18 protein-coding genes and 1 pseudogene are annotated in these 19113 nt (G+C 63.6%); 12 read left to right on the forward strand and 7 right to left on the reverse strand.

All coding sequences use genetic code 11. The annotated features are described in order from the left end of the window. The first annotated feature begins 289 nt into the window (after positions 1–289). The 3 genes from ABE528_RS08870 to ABE528_RS08880 all read left to right on the forward strand — a co-directional run bounded on the left by ABE528_RS08870 (position 290) and on the right by ABE528_RS08880 (position 2606). Complete coding sequence (locus ABE528_RS08870) at positions 290–1588, forward strand: MFS transporter (RefSeq protein WP_346652704.1); 1299 nt, start codon at positions 290–292, stop codon at positions 1586–1588. A gap of 112 nt (positions 1589–1700) precedes the next feature. Further along, positions 1701–2006, forward strand: coding sequence for a hypothetical protein (locus ABE528_RS08875; RefSeq protein WP_152954932.1), 306 nt, complete (start codon positions 1701–1703; stop codon positions 2004–2006). A 48-nt stretch (positions 2007–2054) separates the two neighbouring features. Continuing rightward, positions 2055–2606 carry a YbhB/YbcL family Raf kinase inhibitor-like protein gene (locus ABE528_RS08880; RefSeq protein ID WP_346652705.1) on the forward strand — a complete coding sequence of 184 codons (552 nt, stop codon included), beginning with the start codon at positions 2055–2057 and terminating at the stop codon, positions 2604–2606. A gap of 1 nt (position 2607) precedes the next feature. Here ABE528_RS08880 and ABE528_RS08885 read toward each other — a convergent pair whose 3' ends face one another. Further along, complete coding sequence (locus tag ABE528_RS08885) at positions 2608–3540, reverse strand: LysR family transcriptional regulator (RefSeq protein ID WP_152954934.1); 933 nt, start codon at positions 3538–3540, stop codon at positions 2608–2610. A gap of 123 nt (positions 3541–3663) precedes the next feature. Here ABE528_RS08885 and ABE528_RS08890 point away from each other — a divergent pair, with 123 nt between their 5' ends. Then, positions 3664–3924, forward strand: coding sequence for a DUF2790 domain-containing protein (locus tag ABE528_RS08890; RefSeq protein ID WP_152954935.1), 261 nt, complete (start codon positions 3664–3666; stop codon positions 3922–3924). 1 nt (position 3925) lies between these two features. Here the strand turns inward: ABE528_RS08890 and ABE528_RS08895 are convergent, their stop codons facing one another. Further along, the gene (locus tag ABE528_RS08895; protein ID WP_152954936.1) at positions 3926–4621 is read right to left on the reverse strand and encodes a tRNA (adenine(22)-N(1))-methyltransferase TrmK; all 696 of its coding nucleotides are present in this window, start codon (positions 4619–4621) and stop codon (positions 3926–3928) included. Positions 4622–4761: 140 nt separating this feature from the next. Here ABE528_RS08895 and ABE528_RS08900 point away from each other — a divergent pair, with 140 nt between their 5' ends. The 3 genes from ABE528_RS08900 to ABE528_RS08910 all read left to right on the forward strand — a co-directional run bounded on the left by ABE528_RS08900 (position 4762) and on the right by ABE528_RS08910 (position 9386). After that, on the forward strand, positions 4762–5121 hold the full coding sequence (locus tag ABE528_RS08900; RefSeq protein WP_152954937.1) for a Rid family hydrolase: 360 nt from the start codon (positions 4762–4764) through the stop codon (positions 5119–5121). A gap of 59 nt (positions 5122–5180) precedes the next feature. Beyond that, the gene (locus ABE528_RS08905) at positions 5181–7277 is read left to right on the forward strand and encodes a TonB-dependent receptor (RefSeq protein WP_346652706.1); all 2097 of its coding nucleotides are present in this window, start codon (positions 5181–5183) and stop codon (positions 7275–7277) included. A 108-nt stretch (positions 7278–7385) separates the two neighbouring features. Then, positions 7386–9386, forward strand: a complete 2001-nt coding sequence (locus ABE528_RS08910) for a U32 family peptidase (RefSeq protein WP_346652707.1) — start codon at positions 7386–7388, stop codon at positions 9384–9386. 38 nt (positions 9387–9424) lie between these two features. On the opposite strand, the gene ABE528_RS08915 is transcribed toward ABE528_RS08910, so the two are convergent. Next, positions 9425–10819, reverse strand: a complete 1395-nt coding sequence (locus ABE528_RS08915) for an aspartate aminotransferase family protein (protein ID WP_294337433.1) — start codon at positions 10817–10819, stop codon at positions 9425–9427. Between the two features lie 85 nt (positions 10820–10904). After that, complete coding sequence (locus ABE528_RS08920; RefSeq protein WP_346652708.1) at positions 10905–11753, reverse strand: helix-turn-helix transcriptional regulator; 849 nt, start codon at positions 11751–11753, stop codon at positions 10905–10907. Positions 11754–12407: 654 nt separating this feature from the next. On the opposite strand from ABE528_RS08920, the gene ABE528_RS08925 reads away from it, so the two are divergent. Together ABE528_RS08925 and ABE528_RS08930 are read left to right on the forward strand one after the other, a co-directional pair. Next, on the forward strand, positions 12408–12650 hold the full coding sequence (locus ABE528_RS08925) for a helix-hairpin-helix domain-containing protein (RefSeq protein ID WP_152954943.1): 243 nt from the start codon (positions 12408–12410) through the stop codon (positions 12648–12650). A 212-nt stretch (positions 12651–12862) separates the two neighbouring features. Continuing rightward, positions 12863–13507 carry a hypothetical protein gene (locus ABE528_RS08930; RefSeq protein ID WP_346652709.1) on the forward strand — a complete coding sequence of 215 codons (645 nt, stop codon included), beginning with the start codon at positions 12863–12865 and terminating at the stop codon, positions 13505–13507. 120 nt (positions 13508–13627) lie between these two features. Here ABE528_RS08930 and ABE528_RS08935 read toward each other — a convergent pair whose 3' ends face one another. Continuing rightward, positions 13628–13927 (reverse strand): hypothetical protein, encoded by a 300-nt coding sequence (locus ABE528_RS08935; protein ID WP_256669065.1) that lies wholly within the window; start codon positions 13925–13927, stop codon positions 13628–13630. 151 nt (positions 13928–14078) lie between these two features. On the opposite strand from ABE528_RS08935, the pseudogene ABE528_RS08940 reads away from it, so the two are divergent. The 3 genes and pseudogenes from ABE528_RS08940 to ABE528_RS08950 all read left to right on the forward strand — a co-directional run. After that, positions 14079–14325: pseudogene (locus ABE528_RS08940) on the forward strand (site-specific integrase); the annotation flags it as partial. A gap of 20 nt (positions 14326–14345) precedes the next feature. Further along, positions 14346–15932: an ABC-F family ATPase gene (locus ABE528_RS08945; protein WP_152955030.1), complete on the forward strand. Its 1587-nt coding sequence runs from the start codon at positions 14346–14348 to the stop codon at positions 15930–15932. A 160-nt stretch (positions 15933–16092) separates the two neighbouring features. Continuing rightward, complete coding sequence (locus ABE528_RS08950; RefSeq protein WP_346652710.1) at positions 16093–17286, forward strand: MFS transporter; 1194 nt, start codon at positions 16093–16095, stop codon at positions 17284–17286. Here ABE528_RS08950 and ABE528_RS08955 read toward each other — a convergent pair. Then, positions 17257–18291: a dienelactone hydrolase gene (locus ABE528_RS08955; RefSeq protein ID WP_152955034.1), complete on the reverse strand. Its 1035-nt coding sequence runs from the start codon at positions 18289–18291 to the stop codon at positions 17257–17259. The two genes, ABE528_RS08950 and ABE528_RS08955, sit on opposite strands and share 30 nt — an antisense overlap. A 132-nt stretch (positions 18292–18423) precedes the next feature. Beyond that, positions 18424–19035 carry an FMN-dependent NADH-azoreductase gene (locus ABE528_RS08960; RefSeq protein WP_152955036.1) on the reverse strand — a complete coding sequence of 204 codons (612 nt, stop codon included), beginning with the start codon at positions 19033–19035 and terminating at the stop codon, positions 18424–18426. Positions 19036–19113 lie beyond the last annotated feature (78 nt).

A 19113-nucleotide genomic window follows, 5' to 3' on the forward strand; every position in this document is an offset into this window, starting at 1 on the left:
TTGGGCAAATCGGTCGCAAGCCGTAGAATCGCGCTTCCTTTTCGCCCGTCGCCTTGAACGGTGGCAACCGGCAGCAACGACAGAGTCCAGGCCTGAACACATGACGCCCATGTGAAATAGGCTCAACCCACCCGCCCGGCCCGGTTTATCAAGGGCCAGCGGTTGAGTCTTGCCCAGGTCGCATCCAGCCCAGGCACATCCGTGCATTTTCTTCGGCCCTTGATGGGTCCGTTTGGCGTGCGCGTTCGAAGAGGCATTCCTTCAATCGCCACACCAACTTGAGGTATGTATGTCTGCGCGTTTGCTGGCCATGGCGCTGGCGCCCCTGCTCGGGCTGTTCATCATTGCCCTGGGCAACGGTTTCATGTCTTCCCTTACCACCCTGCGCCTGGACGCTGCCGGCGAATCGGCAACGACCATCGGTATCGTTTCGTCGACCTACTTCATCGGCCTGACCCTCGGCGCCATCTTCAACGACCGGCTGATCCTGCGCATTGGCCATATCCGCGCCTACACCAGCTTCGCCTCGCTGATCGCCGCGACCATCCTGCTGCAGGGGCTGTTCTACGACGCCACCTGGTGGTCGGTGCTGCGCCTGATCAATGGCTGGGCGGCCGTCGGCGTATTCCTGGTGATCGAAAGCTGGCTGCTGCTGGCCGGTGACGCGAAGATCCGCGGGCGCCTGCTGGCGCTGTACATGATCACCTTCTACGGCGCCGGCGTGATCGCCCAGGCCGGCCTTGGGGTGATCACCCAGCTGGGTGACAGTGCCCCGTTCATGCTGGCCGGCATGCTCGCCGCATTGTCGGCACTGCCGATCGTGATCCTGCCGCGGGTGTCGCCGCTGCTGGACCAGGTCGAACCGCTCAAGCCGCGGCAACTGCTGGGCGTGGCGCCGTCGGGGCTGGTCGGCTGCTTCGGCTCCGGTGTGATCATTGCCGGCATCTACGCGCTGCTGCCGCTGTACCTGCAACGCATCGGCCTGGATGTCGGCCAAGTCGGCAACATGATGGCCTGGGTGATCCTCGGCGCCATGCTGCTGCAATACCCGGTGGGGCGCTGGTCCGACCGCAAGGACCGCCAGGATGTGCTGATCGCCCTGGCTGCGCTGTGCATGGTGCTGTCGTTGATCACGGTGTTCCTGCCTTCCGATTCGGCCCTGCTGCCGGCCATGCTGTTCCTGCTCGGTGGCGGCGTGTTCGCGCTGTACCCGGTGGCGGTCAGCCATGCTGCCGACCGCGCGCCATCCGATGCCCTGGTGCCGATGATCCAGGGCCTGCTGCTGATCAACTCGCTGGGCTCGGCCATGGCACCGCTGGCCATCTCGCCGGCGATGACCGAATTCGGCGAAGTGGGGCTGTTCTGGGCCTTTGCCGTGGTCAATCTGGGCATGGTCTGCTTCTTCCTCTGGCGTCGCGGCAAGCGCCCGGCAGCGGAGCACCCGGCACCGTTCACGGCGTCGACCACCTTCTCGCCGACCGGCGCGGAGCTGAGGGTGACCGAAGACCTGATGCATGCGGCGCAGGAACACCCGCCGCTGGAACCGGTGGCAGCCGCTGCACCGCCAGCGCAAGCACAAGCCAAGTAAATGAAGGGGCCGCGATTGCGGCCTTTTTCATGACCGCCCGTCGCCCATCGGGCACCCCAGTGCCCTGCGCCAGCCCAACGAATGACAGATCATCCTCTCAGGAGACTTTGCCATGATCCGCATTCAATCGCTGTTGCTTGCCCTCGCCTTGGGTATCGCCTCCACTACCGGCTACGCTGCCAGCGATGCCAGCAACACCGACAGTCAACCGCAAACCGACCAACAAGGTGGCAAGACCGCCGGTGAAGGCAGCAGCGTCAACAGCCCGGGCAGCAGCCAGGACAATGACAGCAGCGACACCGGCAGCAACTCGGACGCTGCCGATGGCGCGGCCGGTGGTTCCAACAGCACCGGTGAAGCCACAGGCTCCGGCGCCGGGTACACCGGCGGCACCGCCGAAGACCAGGACAGCCGCTGATCGGCAGCTGGTCTACACTGCGGCGCAAAGCCCTCTCGAGGAATTGCCATGCGCCTCAAACCCTGGCTGCTCGCCGCCTTGCTGCCCTGCACTGCCCTGGCTGCCGGCGGCGATTCTGCCGCACTGTCGATCAGCTCGTCGTCGTTCACCGATGGCGGTGTCATCGGCCTGCAGCAGGTTGGGCCGGATCCGGCCTGTGGTGCCGGTGAGGGGCGCACGCCGCAGTTGAGCTGGAAGAACCTGCCCTATGGCACGCAGTCGCTGGCCTTGGTGATGTTCGACCCGGACGGCGGCAAGGGCGTGGGCGTGGTGCACTGGCTCGCCTACGACATAGACCCGGCGCTCGCTGGGCTGGAGGAAGGCGCAGGTTGGCAGACCAGCCAGGCGCTGATCGTCGGGCGCAATTCGCACGGGACCATGACCTATCGCGGCCCTTGCCCGCCCGCCGGGGACAAGCCGCACCACTATGCACTGACCCTGATTGCCACCGACCTGCCGCTGGGCACCTTGCCGCCGGAGCTGGATCGCGGCGGCTTGATGGCACTGCTCAAAGACCATGCGCTAGGTGCGCAGAGCCTGGTCGGCCGTTACGGCCACTGACTCAACGCCAGAACTGCGAGTCGTCGACAATCCGCTCATGGCTGGCAAACACCCCCGGCAGCTGCTCCTTCAGATAGTCGATCCAGGTCCGCACCTTGGCATCGAGGTAATGCCGCGACGGGTAGATCGCATACAGCGCATTCTCACGTAGCCGGTACGGCGCCAGCAACCGCCGCAGGCGCCCCTGCTCGATGGCCTGGCTGGCGGTGTAGAACGGCAACAGGCCAATGCCCATGCCCAGTTCGCTGGCCACCAGCATGGCGTCGGCGACGTTGGTCAGGAAGCTGTCGCGCGGGGCGATCACGCAGTGGTCGACGCCCTGAGGGAATACCCAGTCGCCTTCATGCATCGGATAGGCCATGCGCAGGCAGCGGTGCTCGTGCAGGTCTTGCGGCCGCTCGGGTACGCCATGGGTTTCAAGGTAGCTGGGCGCCGCGCAGGGGATGCTGAAAATGGTACCCAACGGCACGGCAATCAGCTGCGAATCGGGCAAGGCCTCGTCCACGGTGATCACCACGTCGTGGCCCTCGGCCAGGGGGTCGGGGTTGCGCTGGGACAGCGTCAGCTCGATGGCCACTTCCGGGCACAGGGCGTTGTAGCCGGCCACCAGCGGCATCAGCAACAGGCCCAGGCCATGCGGGCAATGCAGGCGCAGGCGGCCTCGCGGGGTGAGGTGAGCGCCGCGTGCTTCGTCCATGGCCTCGTCGGTCAGCGCCATGATCTGCCGCGCCCGCTCCAGAAAACGCTCGCCCGCCTCGCTCATCCGCAAACGCCGGGTGGTGCGGTGCAGCAGGCGGGTCTGCAGCTGGTTCTCAAGCTCGGCGACGATCCGCGACACCTGCGCTGCGGAAATGTCGAGGGCATTGGCGGCAGCGGCGAAACTGCCGCACTCCACCACCCGGGCAAACGTGCGCATGGCGTGCAGCATGTCCATGGGGACTGGCTCCTTGATCGATCAGATTCGTACGTTCCAGGCAGGAATCTATCACGATTTAGCCCATTTATTGAGGATCACCAATGAATACATCATTGGTAAAACATTGAAAAGGAGCCTGCCATGAAACGTTCGATTGCTTTTGTCGCCCTGTCTGCCGCCCTGGCCTCGTTCGGCGCCTTCGCCGATGCCTCGGCCAAACAGCCAGCCGCAAGCAACTATGAGTACGGCATGCCACTGGATGTGGCCAAGGTCATCTCGATCACCCCAGCCAGCAACGCCGCCGACTGCCAGGTCGGTACCGCGCACATGGTGTACGTCGACCACCAGGGCCAGAAACGCGAAATCGACTACCGCGAAATGGGTAACTGCTCGCAGCAGTGAGTCAGCCCAGCACCTTGTTTATCCAGCCAATCTGCCGGGCGAAGTCACGCAGTTTCTCCTGCGGGATGGCATCGCGGGCACGCTCGAAGTTGGCCAGGCTCTGCTGTTTCTGCCGCAGCATGCGCTGCCACTTGGTCAGGAACGCCGGGCTCTTCTCACGCATCAGCACCGGGCCGAAATACAACTCTTCGGCACTGTAGGCCACCACCTCGGCGGGTTCGGCGACGATGATCTCGTAGTCGAAACGGTTTTCCCGCAGCAGTTCTTCGTTGACGATCCGGTAGCCGTTCTCCATCAGCCAGCCGCGCAGCTCGCGCTCATCGCCATTGGGCTGCAGGATCAGGCGCTCGGTGCCGTTCAAGCGTGCCTTGCCACGCTCGAGAATCTCGCACATGGTCTTGCCACCCATGCCGCACAGGCTGATGGCGGTGATGCGGTCGTTGGCCTCGATGGCCTCCAGGCCGTCGGCCAGGCGCACAGTGACGGTTTCCGTCAGGCCATTGCGGCGCACGTTGCGCTGGGCCGAAGCGTAGGGCGTCTGCGCCACCTCGCCAGCCACCCCGGCTTCGATCACGCCACGCAGCGCCAGTGCCACCGGCAGGTAACCGTGGTCCGAGCCGATATCGGCCAGCCGCGCGCCCTGCGGCACATGCGCCGCCACACGCTCCAGGCGCATCGATAATGTCTGTTCGTTCAACTCCAGCCCCTTGCTCGACAATCGGCGGCGATTCTGACGGTCGGGGCGCGGTATTTCAATGCATAAGCGCCCACCGGCTCGACCCTTGCAGCAGGCTCGCGTAGGCTTGCCGCTTTCCTTCCGTTGCAAGGCGAACCCCCATGGCAGATCTTATCTACACACCGGATTCCGACGCCGAGTCCATTTCCTCCGACGTCGCTGAATACAACGGTATCCTTGTCACTACGCAGATCCCCGCCGATCTCGATGCCGACATCACCGGCCAGAGCGAGAGCACCCTGCAGGCGCTTAAAGATGCCCTGGAAAAGGCCGGCAGCGGCATGGACCGGGTCATGCACCTGACCATCTACCTGACCGACATGGCCGACCGCCCGGCTTTCAACGAGGTGTACCAGCGCTTCTTCAGCAAGCCGTGGCCGGTACGGGCCGCCGTGGGTGTGGCCGCACTTGCCTACCCAGAGATGCGCGTCGAAGTGACCGCCATGGCTGCCAAACGCTGATTACCGTTTTACCGGCTCCGCCTGCAGGTGGAGCCTTCTTCTAGAAAGCAGGACGCTGCATGCAATTCCCCCCGTTTCGCCGCAAGGCCCTGATCGCCTTGCTTCCCGGCCTATGCCCATTGGCCCAGGCCGAACCCGCCACCCCCTTCAACCTCCTGGAACCGGTAGTGGTCACCGGCACCTATGCCCCCAACCCAAGCTTCGACCTGCCCTACTCCATCGACACCGTCGACCGCCAGCAAATCGCCGATGGCCAGCTGGGCGTCAACCTGTCCGAAGCGCTCAACCGCGTACCTGGGCTGGTGGTGCAAAACCGTCAAAACTATGCCCAGGACCTGCAGATTTCCTCGCGCGGCTACGGCGCCCGCTCGGCCTTCGGCATCCGTGGCATCAAGCTGCTCAGCGACGGCATCCCGGCCAGCACCCCGGATGGCCAGGGCCAGGCGGCTTCCTTGAACCTGGACGTGGCTGAACGTATCGAAGTGCTGCGCGGCCCGGCCTCGGCCCTGTACGGCAGCAATGCCGGTGGTGTGATCCAGATGTTTTCCCGCGACGGTTCCGGGCCGCCCAAGGTGGGCGCCGAAACCACTTTCGGCAGCGATGGCTTCAACAAGAACCACGTCTACAGCGAAGGCGGCAGCGAGCAGGCCGGCTTCCTGGTCGATGCCTCGCGCATGGACACCGACGGCTACCGTGACCACAGTGCCGCCCGCCGCGACCAGACCTTCGCCAAGGTGCACGTCAAACCCGATGAAGACAGCCGCCTGGCGCTGATCATCAGCACCCTTGAGCAGAACGGCACGCAAGACCCGCTGGGCCAGACCTGGGATGCCTACAAGCACGACCCGCGCTCGGTGACGGCGCGTGCCGAGCAGTACAACACGCGCAAGAGCATCCACCACCAGCAGGTGGGCATGAACTACGAACGCTACTTCGGCGAGGCGACCCTGCAGTTCAACCTGTACGGCGGCAAGCGCAGCGTCATCCAGTACTTGTCGATCCCCAAGGGCACGCCCGCGAACAACCGTGGCGGCGGCGTGGTCGACTTCGACCGCGAATTCCACGGCGGCACCTTGCGCTGGATCCAGCCGGTCAGCGCCGCCCCCGGCAACCTGACCCTGACCTTTGGTGCCGACTACGACCGCAGCCGCGACGACCGCCGTGGCTTCCAGAACTTCAGCGGCGACACCCTGGGCGTGAAAGGCGACCTGCGCCGCGATGAAAAGGACACCGCCACCAGCCTCGACCCATATGTGCAGGCCCACTGGGAACTGGACCGCTGGACTGTGGATGCCGGCCTGCGCCACAGCAGCATGGAGATGGAAGTGGACGACCACTTCCTGGCCAATGGCGACGCGAGTGGCTCGAAGAAATACCAGCGCACCACGCCTACCCTGTCGGTGATGTACGCCTTCACTCCCGACCTGCATGGCTACATCAGCGCCGGCAAGGCCTTCGAGACCCCGACCCAGGCCGAAATGGCCTACGCGCCAGGTGCCCTGGAAGGCTTCAACTTCGGCCTGGAGCCGGCCACCAGCACCCAGTACGAGCTGGGCCTGAAGATGCGCCCAGATCAACGCACGCGGATCAACGCGGCGATCTTCGAGATCCGCACCCGGGACGAGATCGTGGTCGCCGCCTCGACCGATGGCCGCACCAGCTACCGCAACGCCGGCAAGACCCTGCGCCGCGGCTTCGAGCTGAGCGTGCAGCGTGAACTGGGCCCACAGTGGCAGGCCAACCTGGCCTACACCCTGCTCGATGCCACCTATGACGAAGCCTTCACCCAAGGCACCACGACCATCGACAAGGGCAACCAGCTGCCCGGCGTGCCGCGCAGCAGCCTGTTCGGCGAGCTGGTGTGGAAGCCGCGGGATGGCATCAGCATGGGGCTGGAGGGGCAGTACCGCAGCAAGGTGTATGTCGAGGACACCAACGACCAGCATGCCGCGCCGGGTTATGCCGTGTTTAACTGGCGCACGCAGTTCCAGCAGCATGTCGGCCCTTGGACGTTCCACCAGCTGGTGCGCCTGGACAACCTGCTCGACCGCCAATACGTGGGCTCGGTGATCGTCGGCGATGGCAATGGCCGGTACTACGAAGCGGCGCCGGGCAGGTCCTGGTATGCCGGGGCCGGGCTCGAATACCAGTTCTGACATTTGCCCCAGGCCTGGCTGCACACCTTTCGGCACTCGAAGGTGCCAGCCAGGCATTTCACCGCTACAATGCCGCCCTAAACCGCGACAGCCCGAACCTATAACGACATGTCCCTTCCAAAGAATCACCTGGAACTGCTCAGCCCTGCCCGTGACGTGGCGATCGCCCGCGAGGCGATCCTGCACGGCGCTGATGCCATCTACATCGGTGGCCCGAGCTTCGGCGCGCGCCACAACGCCTGCAACGAAGTCAGCGATATCGCCGAACTGGTCGAGTTCGCCCGTCGCTACCATGCACGGGTGTTCACCACCATCAACACCATCCTCCATGACAACGAGCTGGAACCGGCGCGCAAGCTGATCCACCAGCTCTACGACGCCGGCGTCGACGCGCTGATCGTGCAGGACCTGGGGGTGATGGAGCTGGATATCCCGCCCATCGAGCTGCATGCCAGTACCCAGACCGACATCCGCACCCTGGAGCGGGCCAAGTTCCTCGACCAGGCCGGCTTCTCTCAACTGGTACTGGCCCGTGAGCTGAACCTGCAGCAGATCCGCGCCATCGCCAGCGAGACCGACGCGGCCATCGAGTTCTTCATCCACGGTGCGCTGTGCGTGGCCTTCTCCGGCCAATGCAACATCTCCCACGCCCAGACCGGGCGCAGTGCCAACCGCGGTGACTGCTCCCAGGCCTGCCGCCTGCCCTACACCCTGAAGGATGACCAGGGCCGCGTGGTGGCGTTCGAGAAGCACCTGCTGTCGATGAAGGACAACAACCAGACCGCCAACCTGGCCGACCTGGTCGATGCCGGCGTGCGCTCGTTCAAGATCGAGGGCCGCTACAAGGACATGGGCTATGTGAAGAACATCACCGCCCACTACCGCAAGGAACTCGACGCCATCCTCGAAGGCCGCCCGGAACTGGCCCGCGCCTCCAGCGGCCGTACCGAGCACTTCTTCCTGCCCGACCCGGACAAGACCTTCCACCGCGGCAGCACCGACTACTTCGTCACCGACCGCAAGGTCGACATCGGCGCCTTCGACTCGCCAACCTTCACCGGCCTTGCGGTCGGCGTGGTGGAGAAAGTCGGCAAGCGTGACATGCAAGTGGTCACCGAAGTGCCGCTGACCAACGGCGACGGCCTCAACGTGCTGGTCAAGCGTGAGGTGGTGGGCTTCCGCGCCAACATCGCCGAGCTGCGTGGCGAGTTCGAGGAAGACGGCCAGAAGCGCTACCGCTATCGCGTCGAGCCCAACGAAATGCCCGACGGCCTGTACAAGTTGCGGCCGAACCACCCGCTGTCGCGCAACCTCGACCACAACTGGCAGCAGGCCCTGCAGCGCACCTCCTCGGAGCGCCGCGTGGGCGTCGAGTGGCACGCGGTGCTGCGCGAGCAGCGCCTGATGCTGACCCTCAGCAGCGAAGAAGGCGTCAGCGTGCAGGTGGCCCTGGACGGCCCGTTCGGCGCTGCCAACAAGCCGCAGCAGGCATTGGACCAGTTGCACGACCTGCTCGGCCAGCTGGGGACCACGATGTACCACGCCAACAGCATCGAGCTGGATGCGCCGCAGGCGTTCTTCATCCCCAACTCGCAGCTCAAGGCCCTGCGCCGTGAGGCCATCGAGGCGCTGACCGAAGCTCGTGTCAAAGCCCACCCGCGCGGTTCGCGCAAGGCCGAGACCACGCCGCCACCGGTGTACCCGGAGTCGCACCTGTCGTTCCTGGCCAACGTCTACAACCAGAAGGCCCGCGACTTCTACCACCGCCATGGCGTGCAGCTGATCGACGCGGCGTACGAAGCCCACGAGGAACACGGCGAAGTGCCGGTGATGATCACCAAGCACTGCCTGCGCTTCTCGTTCAACCTGTGCCCCAAGCAGGCCAAGGGTGTGACCGGCGTGCGTACCAAGGTGGCGCCGATGCAGCTGATCCAGGGCGATGAAGTGCTGACCCTGAAGTTCGACTGCAAGCCGTGCGAGATGCATGTGATCGGCAAGATGAAGAACCACATCATCGACCTGCCGACCCCGGGTAGCGCGGTGGCTCAGGTGGTGGGGCATATCAGCCCGGAAGACTTGCTCAAGACCATCCCACGCGGGATGCATTGAAGACATGGGGGCTGCTGTGCAGCCCCGCTTTCTGATACTTACAGAATGCCCAACCCGCGTGCGGTCCGATCCACCGCAATCCGGGTCTTCTCCACCAGCTCATCCAGCTCGCTGTGGTTGGCGACCAACGCCGGCGCCATGATCATCCGGCCCAAGGTCGAACGAATGATCACCCCTTCCTCGAAGCCATACGTGCGGCACTGCCATGCCAGGTCGTTCTCATTGGCATAACGCTTGCGGCTGCCCTTGTCCTCGGCAAACTGCAGCGCCGCCACCAGGCCGGCGCCTTGCACCTGGCCAATCAACGGATGGTTGGCGAACACCTCGCGCAGGATGCGCTGCAGGTACGGCCCGGTATCTTCCTTGACCTGGCGCACGATGCCTTCATCACGCAGCGCCTTGAGGTTGGCAATGGCCACCGCCGCCGCCACCGGGTGCCCGGAATAGGTCAGGCCGTGGGCGAACACGCCGCCACGCTCGACCAGCGCCTCGGCAATGCGCTTGCTCAACACCAGGCCACCCATTGGCACGTAACCCGAGGTCAAGCCCTTGGCGATGGACAGGGTGTCCGGCTCGAAGCCGAAGTATTCGTGGGCAAACCACTCGCCGGTGCGGCCAAAGCCACCGATCACTTCATCGGCACACAGCAGCACATCGTACTGGCGGCAGATGCGCTGGATTTCCGGCCAGTAGCTTTCCGGCGGGAAGATCATGCCGCCTGCGCCCTGGAACGGCTCGGCGATGAAGCCGGCGACGTTCTCGGCACCCAGTTCGAGGATCTTCTCTTCCAGCTGCAGGGCGCAGCGGCGGCCGAACTCGGCCGGGGTCAGGTCACCACCGGCGGCATACCAGTACGGCTCGTCGATGTGCGCGACATCCGGGATCATCCCACCCATTTCGTGCATGAACTTCATGCCGCCCAGCGCGGTGGCGGCCAGGGTCGAGCCGTGGTAACCGTTCCAGCGGCCGATCATGATCTTCTTGTTCGGCTGGCCAACCACCTGCCAGTAGCGGCGCACGGTGCGGATCAGCACCTCGTTGGCTTCGGAACCGGAGTTGGTGTAGATGGCGTGGCTGTAGTGGCCCGGCAGCAGGCTGAACAGCAGCTCGGACAGCTCGATCACCGCCGGGTGGGTGGTGTGGAAGAACATGTTGTAGTAGGCCAGCTGGTCCATCTGCGCGGCGGCGGCGGCGGTCAGGTCCTTGCGGCCGTAGCCGAGCTGGGTGCACCACAGGCCCGACATGCCATCCAGGTAGCGCTTGCCGTCGCTGTCCCACAGGTGCAGGCGCTCGCCACCGACCATCACCCGTGGGCCCTCGGCGTTCAGCGCCTTCTGGTCAAGGAAGGCGTGGATGTGGTGGGCGGCATCGCCGGCCTGATAGTCACGGGTATCGCGCTGGGCTTGCAGCTTGGCTTGGAACGGTGCGTTCATTGTTGTTCTCCGGGGTAAAACGCGGCGTGCAGTTGGCCCTGCCAGACCGCTGACAGTAAAAATCGGATGGGTTGAAACGGCGCGTTCAGCGCCTTCGCAGGTAGCTTTCCAGCGGGTCCTTGCTCAGGCCTTCCTGGGCCTGGGCGAGCGAGTCGATGAACAGCGAAAACAGCTCGGACTGCTTGGCGATATCGAGCTTGGTGTAGAGGTTCTTGCGGTGGGTCTTGATCGTGTCCTCGCTGATGCCCAGGCGCTCGGCCAGGGAGCGTGTCGAGTGGCCACGCAGCAGGTACTGGGCAATGCGGCACTCGCGCTCGGTGAGCAACGATGAGCCGAAGTTGTTCAGCGCAGCGTTGATCTGCCGGCCCAGGGCGCTCTCGAAGCGCCCGCCCAGGGCATCGACATCGAGGTGGCTCCACTGCCGCCGTACCGTGGCCACCACCCACGGCGCCACGCACTTGAGGTCATTGACCTGCTGGCGGTCGAGGCGGCGGGTGCTGGCCAGGGCCACGGCGATGGTCAGGTGCTCGTCGAGCGGCACGATGAAGTTGAGTTCGTCTTCCAGGTGGGCGTGCTGGTAGAACGCCAGGTAGTACTCGCTGCGCTTGAAGTGGTCGGGGGCGACATCGCTGAGGCGGTAGCAACCAGGGGCGATACCGTCCATGCAGGCGCGATAGAACGGGCACAGCAAGTAGTAGCCTTCGAGGTACTTGTGGATATTGCCTTCCGGCAGCCAGGGGCCTTCCTCGTCCTTTTCGAACAGCGCCGACGGCAACCCCTTGCGCGGGTAGAGGAACACGGTGATGGCCTGGCACGGGGCAATCAGCTTGAGTGCGGCGAACAGCGCCTCGACGAAGCCCGGCGAGCCCTGGGCGTCGACGACACGGGCCATCTGCGCGTACCAGTCGGGCGATTTCAGCCGGTCTTTGCTCATTGTCGTGATCCCATGCCAGGGTTGTTGTGGCTGGGATTCTTGCATGGGGCCTGGATACAGACCATCACCCTTCGGGGTGAGCCCCAGGCCCGCTTCAGGGTAAGGCAGGCCCCCAGGATGGGCTCAGCTGATGGCCTCAAGAAACACCCAGGACGCCAATGCAGTCAGGACCAGTACAGCAACCACAACGAAGATCATGTAGCGGTAATCGTTCTGAGTCATCGCAGTGCCCCCCCAATTCCCCGGTTTTACAGGGAGGGAGCAATTCCCGTTCCACATTGAACGATGTTTTCAATCGACTTTGCGCAACGAAGCCTACCTGATGCCTGGCTGCTTGTGAGCCTCCAGCCGTTGAGCGTCTCTGGCGAACCAGACCCCGACTGCAATCACCATCAGGCAAATGAACACAACGTCCCATGCCCTGTGCTCGATAGCCGCCACGATCGCAAAAAACTGCAGGGCGCCAGCCCACCACAGGAACGGTCTGATTTTCGAGTAGCGCATAACTCACCTCACCTCCCCCTACTCTCAAAGTCTAGTTGGGTATCGACCTGGTATCAGTCGGCCTGTACCCGTAACCCCAGGCCTTGTGGCGGCGCCACCCAACTTAGGGCAATCTTCGGACAGTTCACTACTCAGAAAAGGACTGCATGGATGCCATTTTCACCGAAGGAACGCGCTGCACTATTAACCCTCAAGGGCGTAGGTCCAACAGTCATTGCCAGGCTTGAACAGATGGGTATCGAGTCATTGTCCGATCTGAGCACGGCCAGCGTTACCGACATCCTGGCTCGGGCATCTGCCGCCGTGGGCTCGACATGCTGGAAAAATAGCCCTCAAGCAAGAGCAGCCATCATCGCCGCCGTCGAACTTGCGAAAGGCTCACATGACGCATAGCGCATCTTCACTCAGCGCTTGGGTTGTCACAGGCTCTGTTGAGCAAAGCTCAGCGAGCTTTGTACCGGGGGAGAGAAAATGCCGCTTGACATCAAATAGCCACATAGCCAATTATTTCTGCCTTCTGTCATTCCTGCACGTAGAGGAGTGACATGGATAACCCGACCATCGAGTCGGGTTTTTTTTGAGCTTTCGCTTACAAGGACGTGTTCATGCGGGCTGCCCCTTTCCTGACCCTTTTCGCTTTAACCCTTGCCGGTTGCTCCGGTATCCCCTCAGTTCCCTATGAGGAGCCTGCTACATCAGAGGGGGTGGCGCGCCTTCGCGTAATCACCAACTCCGATGTTTATGGCGATAGCATCATGGGCAGTTGTGCCCCGGCCACTCGTCACAAGATGGCCGAGGCCGGACGTTTCGCAGAGAACGGCGGGGCGAATAGCAACTACCCCCAGTACCCTCAGCAGTCGGTAAGCCTTGGTATGCCCGAGCGAGCCGCTTCCGCACTGATCGAATACATCCCCTCTATTCGGATGGGCGAAGGTGTCTATAAAGAGGTCGTATCCGAGTATCGCGTCAGGGCTGATCTACCGTTCCAAATCGCAACCCTGGGCGCGACCATCGGTAGCTACGGCAGCACCTACAGGGCTTGCAGTGACCAGGCAGCTGTTTACAAGCTGGAGCCAGGGAAAGACTACGAAGCGGTGGTAGGTGTAGGCAGCGGAAAAAGGAGCGATGGCGGGCAGGGGCTGGTTTGCATCGTGGCGGTTTCCGAGCTGAGGCCCCTGGCTGGAAACTCAATCATATTTCCCATGAGGCTGAATCCCTCCGCGCCTCCGCAGGTGGCCTGCAAAAGCTAGCAAGATCGAGCGCCGCGCGGGCGGCGCTCGATCTCATGGGCGCTGAGTATTTCACGGCGAACACATCCGAACAGTTCGGCCAAGGTTCGTATCCTTTGCCACCTCAAGCTTCAGAGCACTTTAGTGCGAAGCGGCGTTAGCAGGCGCAGTAGGGGCACATTCATCAGCAATTCGACGTGCTCGACCAATACCCCAGGCTAACGACCGGTACACCGATTCGCCTGGCCTGGAATCATAAGCCTCTTCATGCAGTGCCATGCCGGAGTGTGCGTAGACGCCTATAAAAAGTTGGGTGCCGCCGGTGCGCGAAAGCCTCACCTGGACATCGATAAGGGTACCGCCGTGCAGGGTTTCTTCGTGGGATCGGTGATGAACTGTGGGGTCTGACCAAGCCCAGTACACGCCGCCTCGTCTTCGCATGGTGCTCTCCTCCACCGCCGGTGGCTTGTTGGTGAAACCAGGTCGGGCAGGCCACTCATTTGTAATTAGGCCTATCCAACTAGCTTGACCACCGGTCACGGACAAAAGCTCCATTTATCTTTTACCCACGTGCGGCGAACGCCCCCCACTGTGGCGCCCGATCCTCAAAGGATCGGGGATCAGATACCGCCCCCCGTATAACTGCCGCCACACCTATGCGACAATACGCTCAATGTCTGGTCTCAACCCCCGCATTTACCGCCCAACAGCTCGGGTAACGCGTGCAGATGCTCTCATCGAGGTATGCGCGCAGGATCAACTCGTCTAACGACTGGCAGGAGCCAGAAACGCTCCAGATTGGTCCGAAATGGGTCCGAAGCTGCGAAGAAGCCACGTAAGTTATTGATAGGTAAGCTCCTTGATCTCCACCGCCAACATCACCATGCAGTTCGGCTCCAAGCCGCTGTTCGAAAACGTCTCGGTCAAATTCAACAACGGCAACCGCTACGGCCTGATCGGTGCCAACGGTTGCGGCAAGTCGACCTTCATGAAGATCCTCGGCGGCGACCTGGAGCCGTCTGGCGGCCAGGTCATGCTCGAGCCGAACACCCGCCTGGGTAAACTGCGCCAGGACCAGTTCGCCTACGAAGAATTCACCGTGATCGACACCGTGATCATGGGCCACGGCCAGCTGTGGAAGGTCAAGGCAGAGCGCGACCGCATCTACTCGCTGCCGGAAATGACCGAGGAAGACGGCATGGCCGTCGCCGAGCTGGAAACCGAATTCGCCGAAATGGACGGCTACACCGCCGAATCCCGCGCCGGTGAACTGCTGCTGGGCCTGGGTATTCCGCTGGAACAGCACTTTGGCCCGATGAGCGAAGTGGCGCCGGGCTGGAAGCTGCGTGTATTGCTGGCCCAGGCGCTGTTCTCGGACCCGGACGTGCTGCTGCTCGACGAACCGACCAACCACCTGGACATCAACACCATCCGTTGGCTGGAAACCATCCTCACGGCGCGTAACAGCACCATGATCATCATTTCCCACGACCGGCACTTCCTCAACAGCGTGTGCACGCACATGGCCGACCTGGACTACGGTGAGCTGCGCCTGTTCCCGGGCAACTACGACGAGTACATGACCGCGGCCACCCAGTCGCGCGAGCAGCTGCTGTCGGACAACGCCAAGAAGAAAGCCCAGATCGCCGAACTGCAGACCTTCGTCAGCCGCTTCTCGGCCAACGCCTCCAAGGCCAAGCAGGCGACTTCGCGAGCCAAGCAGATCGACAAGATCCAGCTGGCCGAGGTCAAGCCTTCGAGCCGTGTCAGCCCGTTCATTCGCTTCGAGCAGGCCAAGAAACTGCACCGCCAGGCGGTGGTCGTCGAGAAGATGGCGAAAGCCTTCGATGACAAGGTGCTGTTCAAGAACTTCGACATCACCGTCGAAGCGGGCGAGCGCGTGGCGATCATCGGCCCCAACGGTATCGGCAAGACCACCCTGCTGCGCACCCTGGTCGGCGAGATGACCCCGGATGCAGGTTCGGTGAAGTGGACCGACAGCGCTGAAGTGGGCTACTACGCCCAGGACCACGCCCACGACTTCGAAGACGACATGACCCTGTTCGACTGGATGGGCCAGTGGACCAGCGGCGAGCAGGTGATCCGCGGCACCCTGGGGCGCATGCTGTTCTCCAACGACGAGATCCTCAAGTCGGTGAAGGTGATTTCCGGTGGTGAGCAAGGCCGCATGCTGTTCGGCAAGCTGATCCTGCAGAAGCCGAACGTGCTGGTGATGGACGAGCCGACCAACCACCTGGACATGGAATCGATCGAAGCGCTGAACCTGGCGCTGGAGAATTACCCGGGCACCCTGCTGTTCGTCAGCCATGACCGTGAGTTCGTGTCGTCGCTGGCAACCCGCATCATCGAGCTGAGCGCTGATGGTGTGGTGGACTTCAGCGGCACTTATGACGACTACCTGCGTAGCCAGGGCGTTTTGGTCTGAGGTAACTGAGATGGCTGCTTCGCGGGCTTGCCCGCGAAGCAGCCATCAGCAATCCCACAGAGTGGCACTCCCCGACGAATAATTCGTTAGCCTGCTTTCATTTCCTTCGCGCAGCGCCCATGATTAGGGCACGCCCAACCGCCCGCCCGCGAAAGAGCCCATGACTGCGCAACAGCCCGCCCCCGCCAGCAGTACTTACAGTATTACCCTGCAGATCCTGTCGATCGTCTTCTACACCTTCATTGCCTTTCTCTGCATCGGCCTGCCGATTGCGGTGCTGCCCAGCTACGTGCACGACCAGCTGGGCTTTGGTGCGGTGATTGCCGGGGTGACCATCGGCCTGCAGTACCTTTCGACCCTGCTCAGCCGCCCGTTTGCCGGGCGCGTGGCCGATACCCTGGGGGGCAAAAAAGCGATTGGCTACGGCTTGCTGGGGATCGCCGGTTGCGGGGTGCTGACGCTGCTTTCGGCCTGGTCGCTGCAAGTGCCGCTGCTGAGCCTGGCCTTGCTGCTCGGCGGCCGGGTATTGCTGGGCCTGGCCCAGGGGCTGATCGGCGTCGCCACCTTGAGCTGGGGCATCAGCCAGGTGGGCCCGGAACACACCGCGCGGGTGATCTCGTGGAATGGCATCGCCTCGTACGGCGCCATCGCCATCGGTGCGCCGGTCGGTGTGCTGGCAGTCGCCGGCCTGGATTTCAGCGTACTCGGCCCTGCCCTGCTGCTGCTCGCGCTGCTGGCCTTGCTGGTGCTGCGCAAACGCCCCGACGTGGTGGTGACGCGCGGCGAGCGGCTGCCGTTCTGGTCGGCCTTCGGCCGCGTCGCCCCCTGCGGCCTGGGGCTGACCCTGGCGTCGATCGGCTACGGCACCCTGACCACCTTCGTCACCCTTTATTACCTGGAGCGCGGCTGGGTCGGTGCGGCCTGGTGCCTGAGTGCCTTCGGCCTGTGCTTCATCATTTCGCGGCTGTTGTTCGTCAATGCGGTCAACCGCTTCGGTGGCTACAACGTGGCCATGGCCTGCATGGCCACCGAAGTGCTCGGCCTGAGCCTGCTGTGGCTGGCGCCCTCGCCGCCCTGGGCGCTGGTCGGCGCTGGCCTGACCGGCTTTGGCCTGTCGCTGGTGTACCCGGCATTGGGTGTCGAAGCGATCAAGCAGGTGCCGAGCAGCAGCCGCGGTGCCGGGCTCGGGGCTTATGCCGTGTTCTTCGACATGGCACTGGCCATCGCCGGCCCGGTGATGGGCGCGGTGGCGGTGCACCTGGGGTATGCCTCGATTTTCTGCGTCGCGGCCCTGCTGGCCTTGGTCGGCGTCGGCCTGACCCTGCTACTGGCGCGGCGCAGCCACCGCGGCTGAACGCTCGGCGTGCTCCGGTGCGCCCAGGGCCTGGGTGAAGAAGGCCGCCGTGTCGCGCTGCAGCGAATGGTGGATGTGGCGCCGGTCGACGCCATCGGCGTCCTCGCACAGTGCTGGCATGCGCGCATGCTGCTCTTCGTCACAGCGAGCCATGAACACGAAGTGCCCGGCTCCAGCCAGCAAACGGTAGTCCGGGGTGACCGGCAGCTTGCGCGCCAGTTCCTCGGCATTGCGGTCCACCGCAACCAGCTGGTCGCTGTCGCCACTGTAGATCAGCGCCGGCACCTTCACCCCGGCCAGGGCATGGCGGCCGAACATCAGGCTCAGCGGCGCCATCAGCATCACCGCGCCCACCCGGGAGTCGGCCTTGGGCGCCAGTTCGCTGCGGTCGGCAATCAGCACGCCGTGGGTCTTGCAGGCATCGGCGTCACCTGGGCGCTCCAGGCAATAACGGCGCAGGCGATCCAGGTCGGGCTGGGCGCCAGACAGGATCAACGCGGTTTCACCCCCAGCTGAATAGCCGATCACACCGACCTTGCCGTCATTCAGGTAGGGGCCAAGCAACGCGTCTTCGCGGGCGGACGTGATGGCCTCGCTGACCTGCAATGGCCGACCATACAGATTGCTCAGCCTACCCAGGCGGCTGTGGTCACGGGCGTTGTCGCCTGGGTGCACCACCGCCACCACGATGAAGCCCTGGCGGGCCAGGGAGGTGGCCAGGTAATGCAGCGCCAGCGGGCTGCCGGTGTTGCCGTGGGACAGCACCAGCAGGGGAAACTGCCCGAGCGCTACCGGGGCCTCTTCAGCGACGTCGATGGGGTAACCGTCGATGCGGATATTGCGCGTTGTGCCATGGGAGGGGTAGAACGCCAGAGCCTGCATCGGCCTGGCATCGACCGGGTCGTCGAGGGTCATGTGATGCAAACCGGCAACCCACGGGGAGGCTTCGGCATGGGCCAACAGGCCACCGAGCAGCAAGGCCAGCAAACAGCGGGGAGTGTTCATCGGTCAGCTATCGCGCAGCAGGCATCAGGATAGCGTCAGCATAGTTCCGGCCTTAGCACCGCCAGATGAAAACTGGATGAAAAAAACCGGCTGGCGCACGGGGCGCCAGCCGGTTTTTTGGTCGCCAGGCGATCAGGCCGCGGCGAACAGCTCGTTGGCAATCTGCGCCTGGGCGGCGTCGATGGCCTGGGTGCGGTGTTCCGGGCCATAGGCCAGGCCGTGGGCACGGACGACTTCCAGGTCGGTGATGCCGATGAAGCCGAGGAACACCTTGAGGAAGTCTTCATGACCTGCGCCGGTCGGCTGGCCAGCGTGCAGGCCACCGGCGGTGGAGACCAGCACCACTTTCTTGTTGCCGCACAGGCCTTCCGGGCCGGCTTCGGTGTAACGGAAGGTCTTGCCGGCTACGGCAACGCGGTCGATCCAGGCCTTGAGCTGGGTCGGCACGCTGAAGTTGTACATTGGCGCGCCAATCACCACGGCGTCAGCAGCGAGGAATTCGTCCAGGGTTTCGGCGCTCAGCTTGGCCTCGAAGGCCTGGGCGGCGTCACGGGCTTCTTCCGGGGTGCCGGCAGCCACCAGGGTAGCGGACGAGAAGTGGGCGATGGCGTCTGCGGCCAGGTCACGGTAGACCACTTCGATGCTTGGGTCTGCGGCTTTCCAGGCTTCGACCACTTCGCGGCTCAGTTGGCGAGAGGCGGAATTGTCGCCCAGGATGCTCGAATCGATATGCAACAGTTTCATGGGACTCTCCTGTGATTGAAGACCGCGGCGGTGGGCGATCACGATGGAGAGAATCCTACCGGGGTGGCGAATAGCTGA

The sequence above is a fragment of the Pseudomonas sp. TWI628 genome (genome assembly GCF_039673865.1).
GTDB lineage: Bacteria > Pseudomonadota > Gammaproteobacteria > Pseudomonadales > Pseudomonadaceae > Aquipseudomonas.

Bases quoted from the DNA above. Each gene is read 5' to 3' on its own strand.
- ABE528_RS08870 (WP_346652704.1), top strand. From the start codon at position 290: ATGTCTGCGCGTTTGCTGGCCATGGCGCTGGCGCCCCTGCTCGGGCTG.
- ABE528_RS08875 (WP_152954932.1), top strand. From the start codon at position 1,701: ATGATCCGCATTCAATCGCTGTTGCTTGCCCTCGCCTTGGGTATCGCC.
- ABE528_RS08880 (WP_346652705.1), top strand. From the start codon at position 2,055: ATGCGCCTCAAACCCTGGCTGCTCGCCGCCTTGCTGCCCTGCACTGCC.
- ABE528_RS08885 (WP_152954934.1), bottom strand. From the start codon at position 3,540: ATGGACATGCTGCACGCCATGCGCACGTTTGCCCGGGTGGTGGAGTGC.
- ABE528_RS08890 (WP_152954935.1), top strand. From the start codon at position 3,664: ATGAAACGTTCGATTGCTTTTGTCGCCCTGTCTGCCGCCCTGGCCTCG.
- ABE528_RS08900 (WP_152954937.1), top strand. From the start codon at position 4,762: ATGGCAGATCTTATCTACACACCGGATTCCGACGCCGAGTCCATTTCC.
- ABE528_RS08905 (WP_346652706.1), top strand. From the start codon at position 5,181: ATGCAATTCCCCCCGTTTCGCCGCAAGGCCCTGATCGCCTTGCTTCCC.
- ABE528_RS08910 (WP_346652707.1), top strand. From the start codon at position 7,386: ATGTCCCTTCCAAAGAATCACCTGGAACTGCTCAGCCCTGCCCGTGAC.
- ABE528_RS08915 (WP_294337433.1), bottom strand. From the start codon at position 10,819: ATGAACGCACCGTTCCAAGCCAAGCTGCAAGCCCAGCGCGATACCCGT.
- ABE528_RS08920 (WP_346652708.1), bottom strand. From the start codon at position 11,753: ATGAGCAAAGACCGGCTGAAATCGCCCGACTGGTACGCGCAGATGGCC.
- ABE528_RS08925 (WP_152954943.1), top strand. From the start codon at position 12,408: ATGCCATTTTCACCGAAGGAACGCGCTGCACTATTAACCCTCAAGGGC.
- ABE528_RS08930 (WP_346652709.1), top strand. From the start codon at position 12,863: ATGCGGGCTGCCCCTTTCCTGACCCTTTTCGCTTTAACCCTTGCCGGT.
- ABE528_RS08935 (WP_256669065.1), bottom strand. From the start codon at position 13,927: ATGCGAAGACGAGGCGGCGTGTACTGGGCTTGGTCAGACCCCACAGTT.
- ABE528_RS08950 (WP_346652710.1), top strand. From the start codon at position 16,093: ATGACTGCGCAACAGCCCGCCCCCGCCAGCAGTACTTACAGTATTACC.
- ABE528_RS08955 (WP_152955034.1), bottom strand. From the start codon at position 18,291: ATGAACACTCCCCGCTGTTTGCTGGCCTTGCTGCTCGGTGGCCTGTTG.
- ABE528_RS08960 (WP_152955036.1), bottom strand. From the start codon at position 19,035: ATGAAACTGTTGCATATCGATTCGAGCATCCTGGGCGACAATTCCGCC.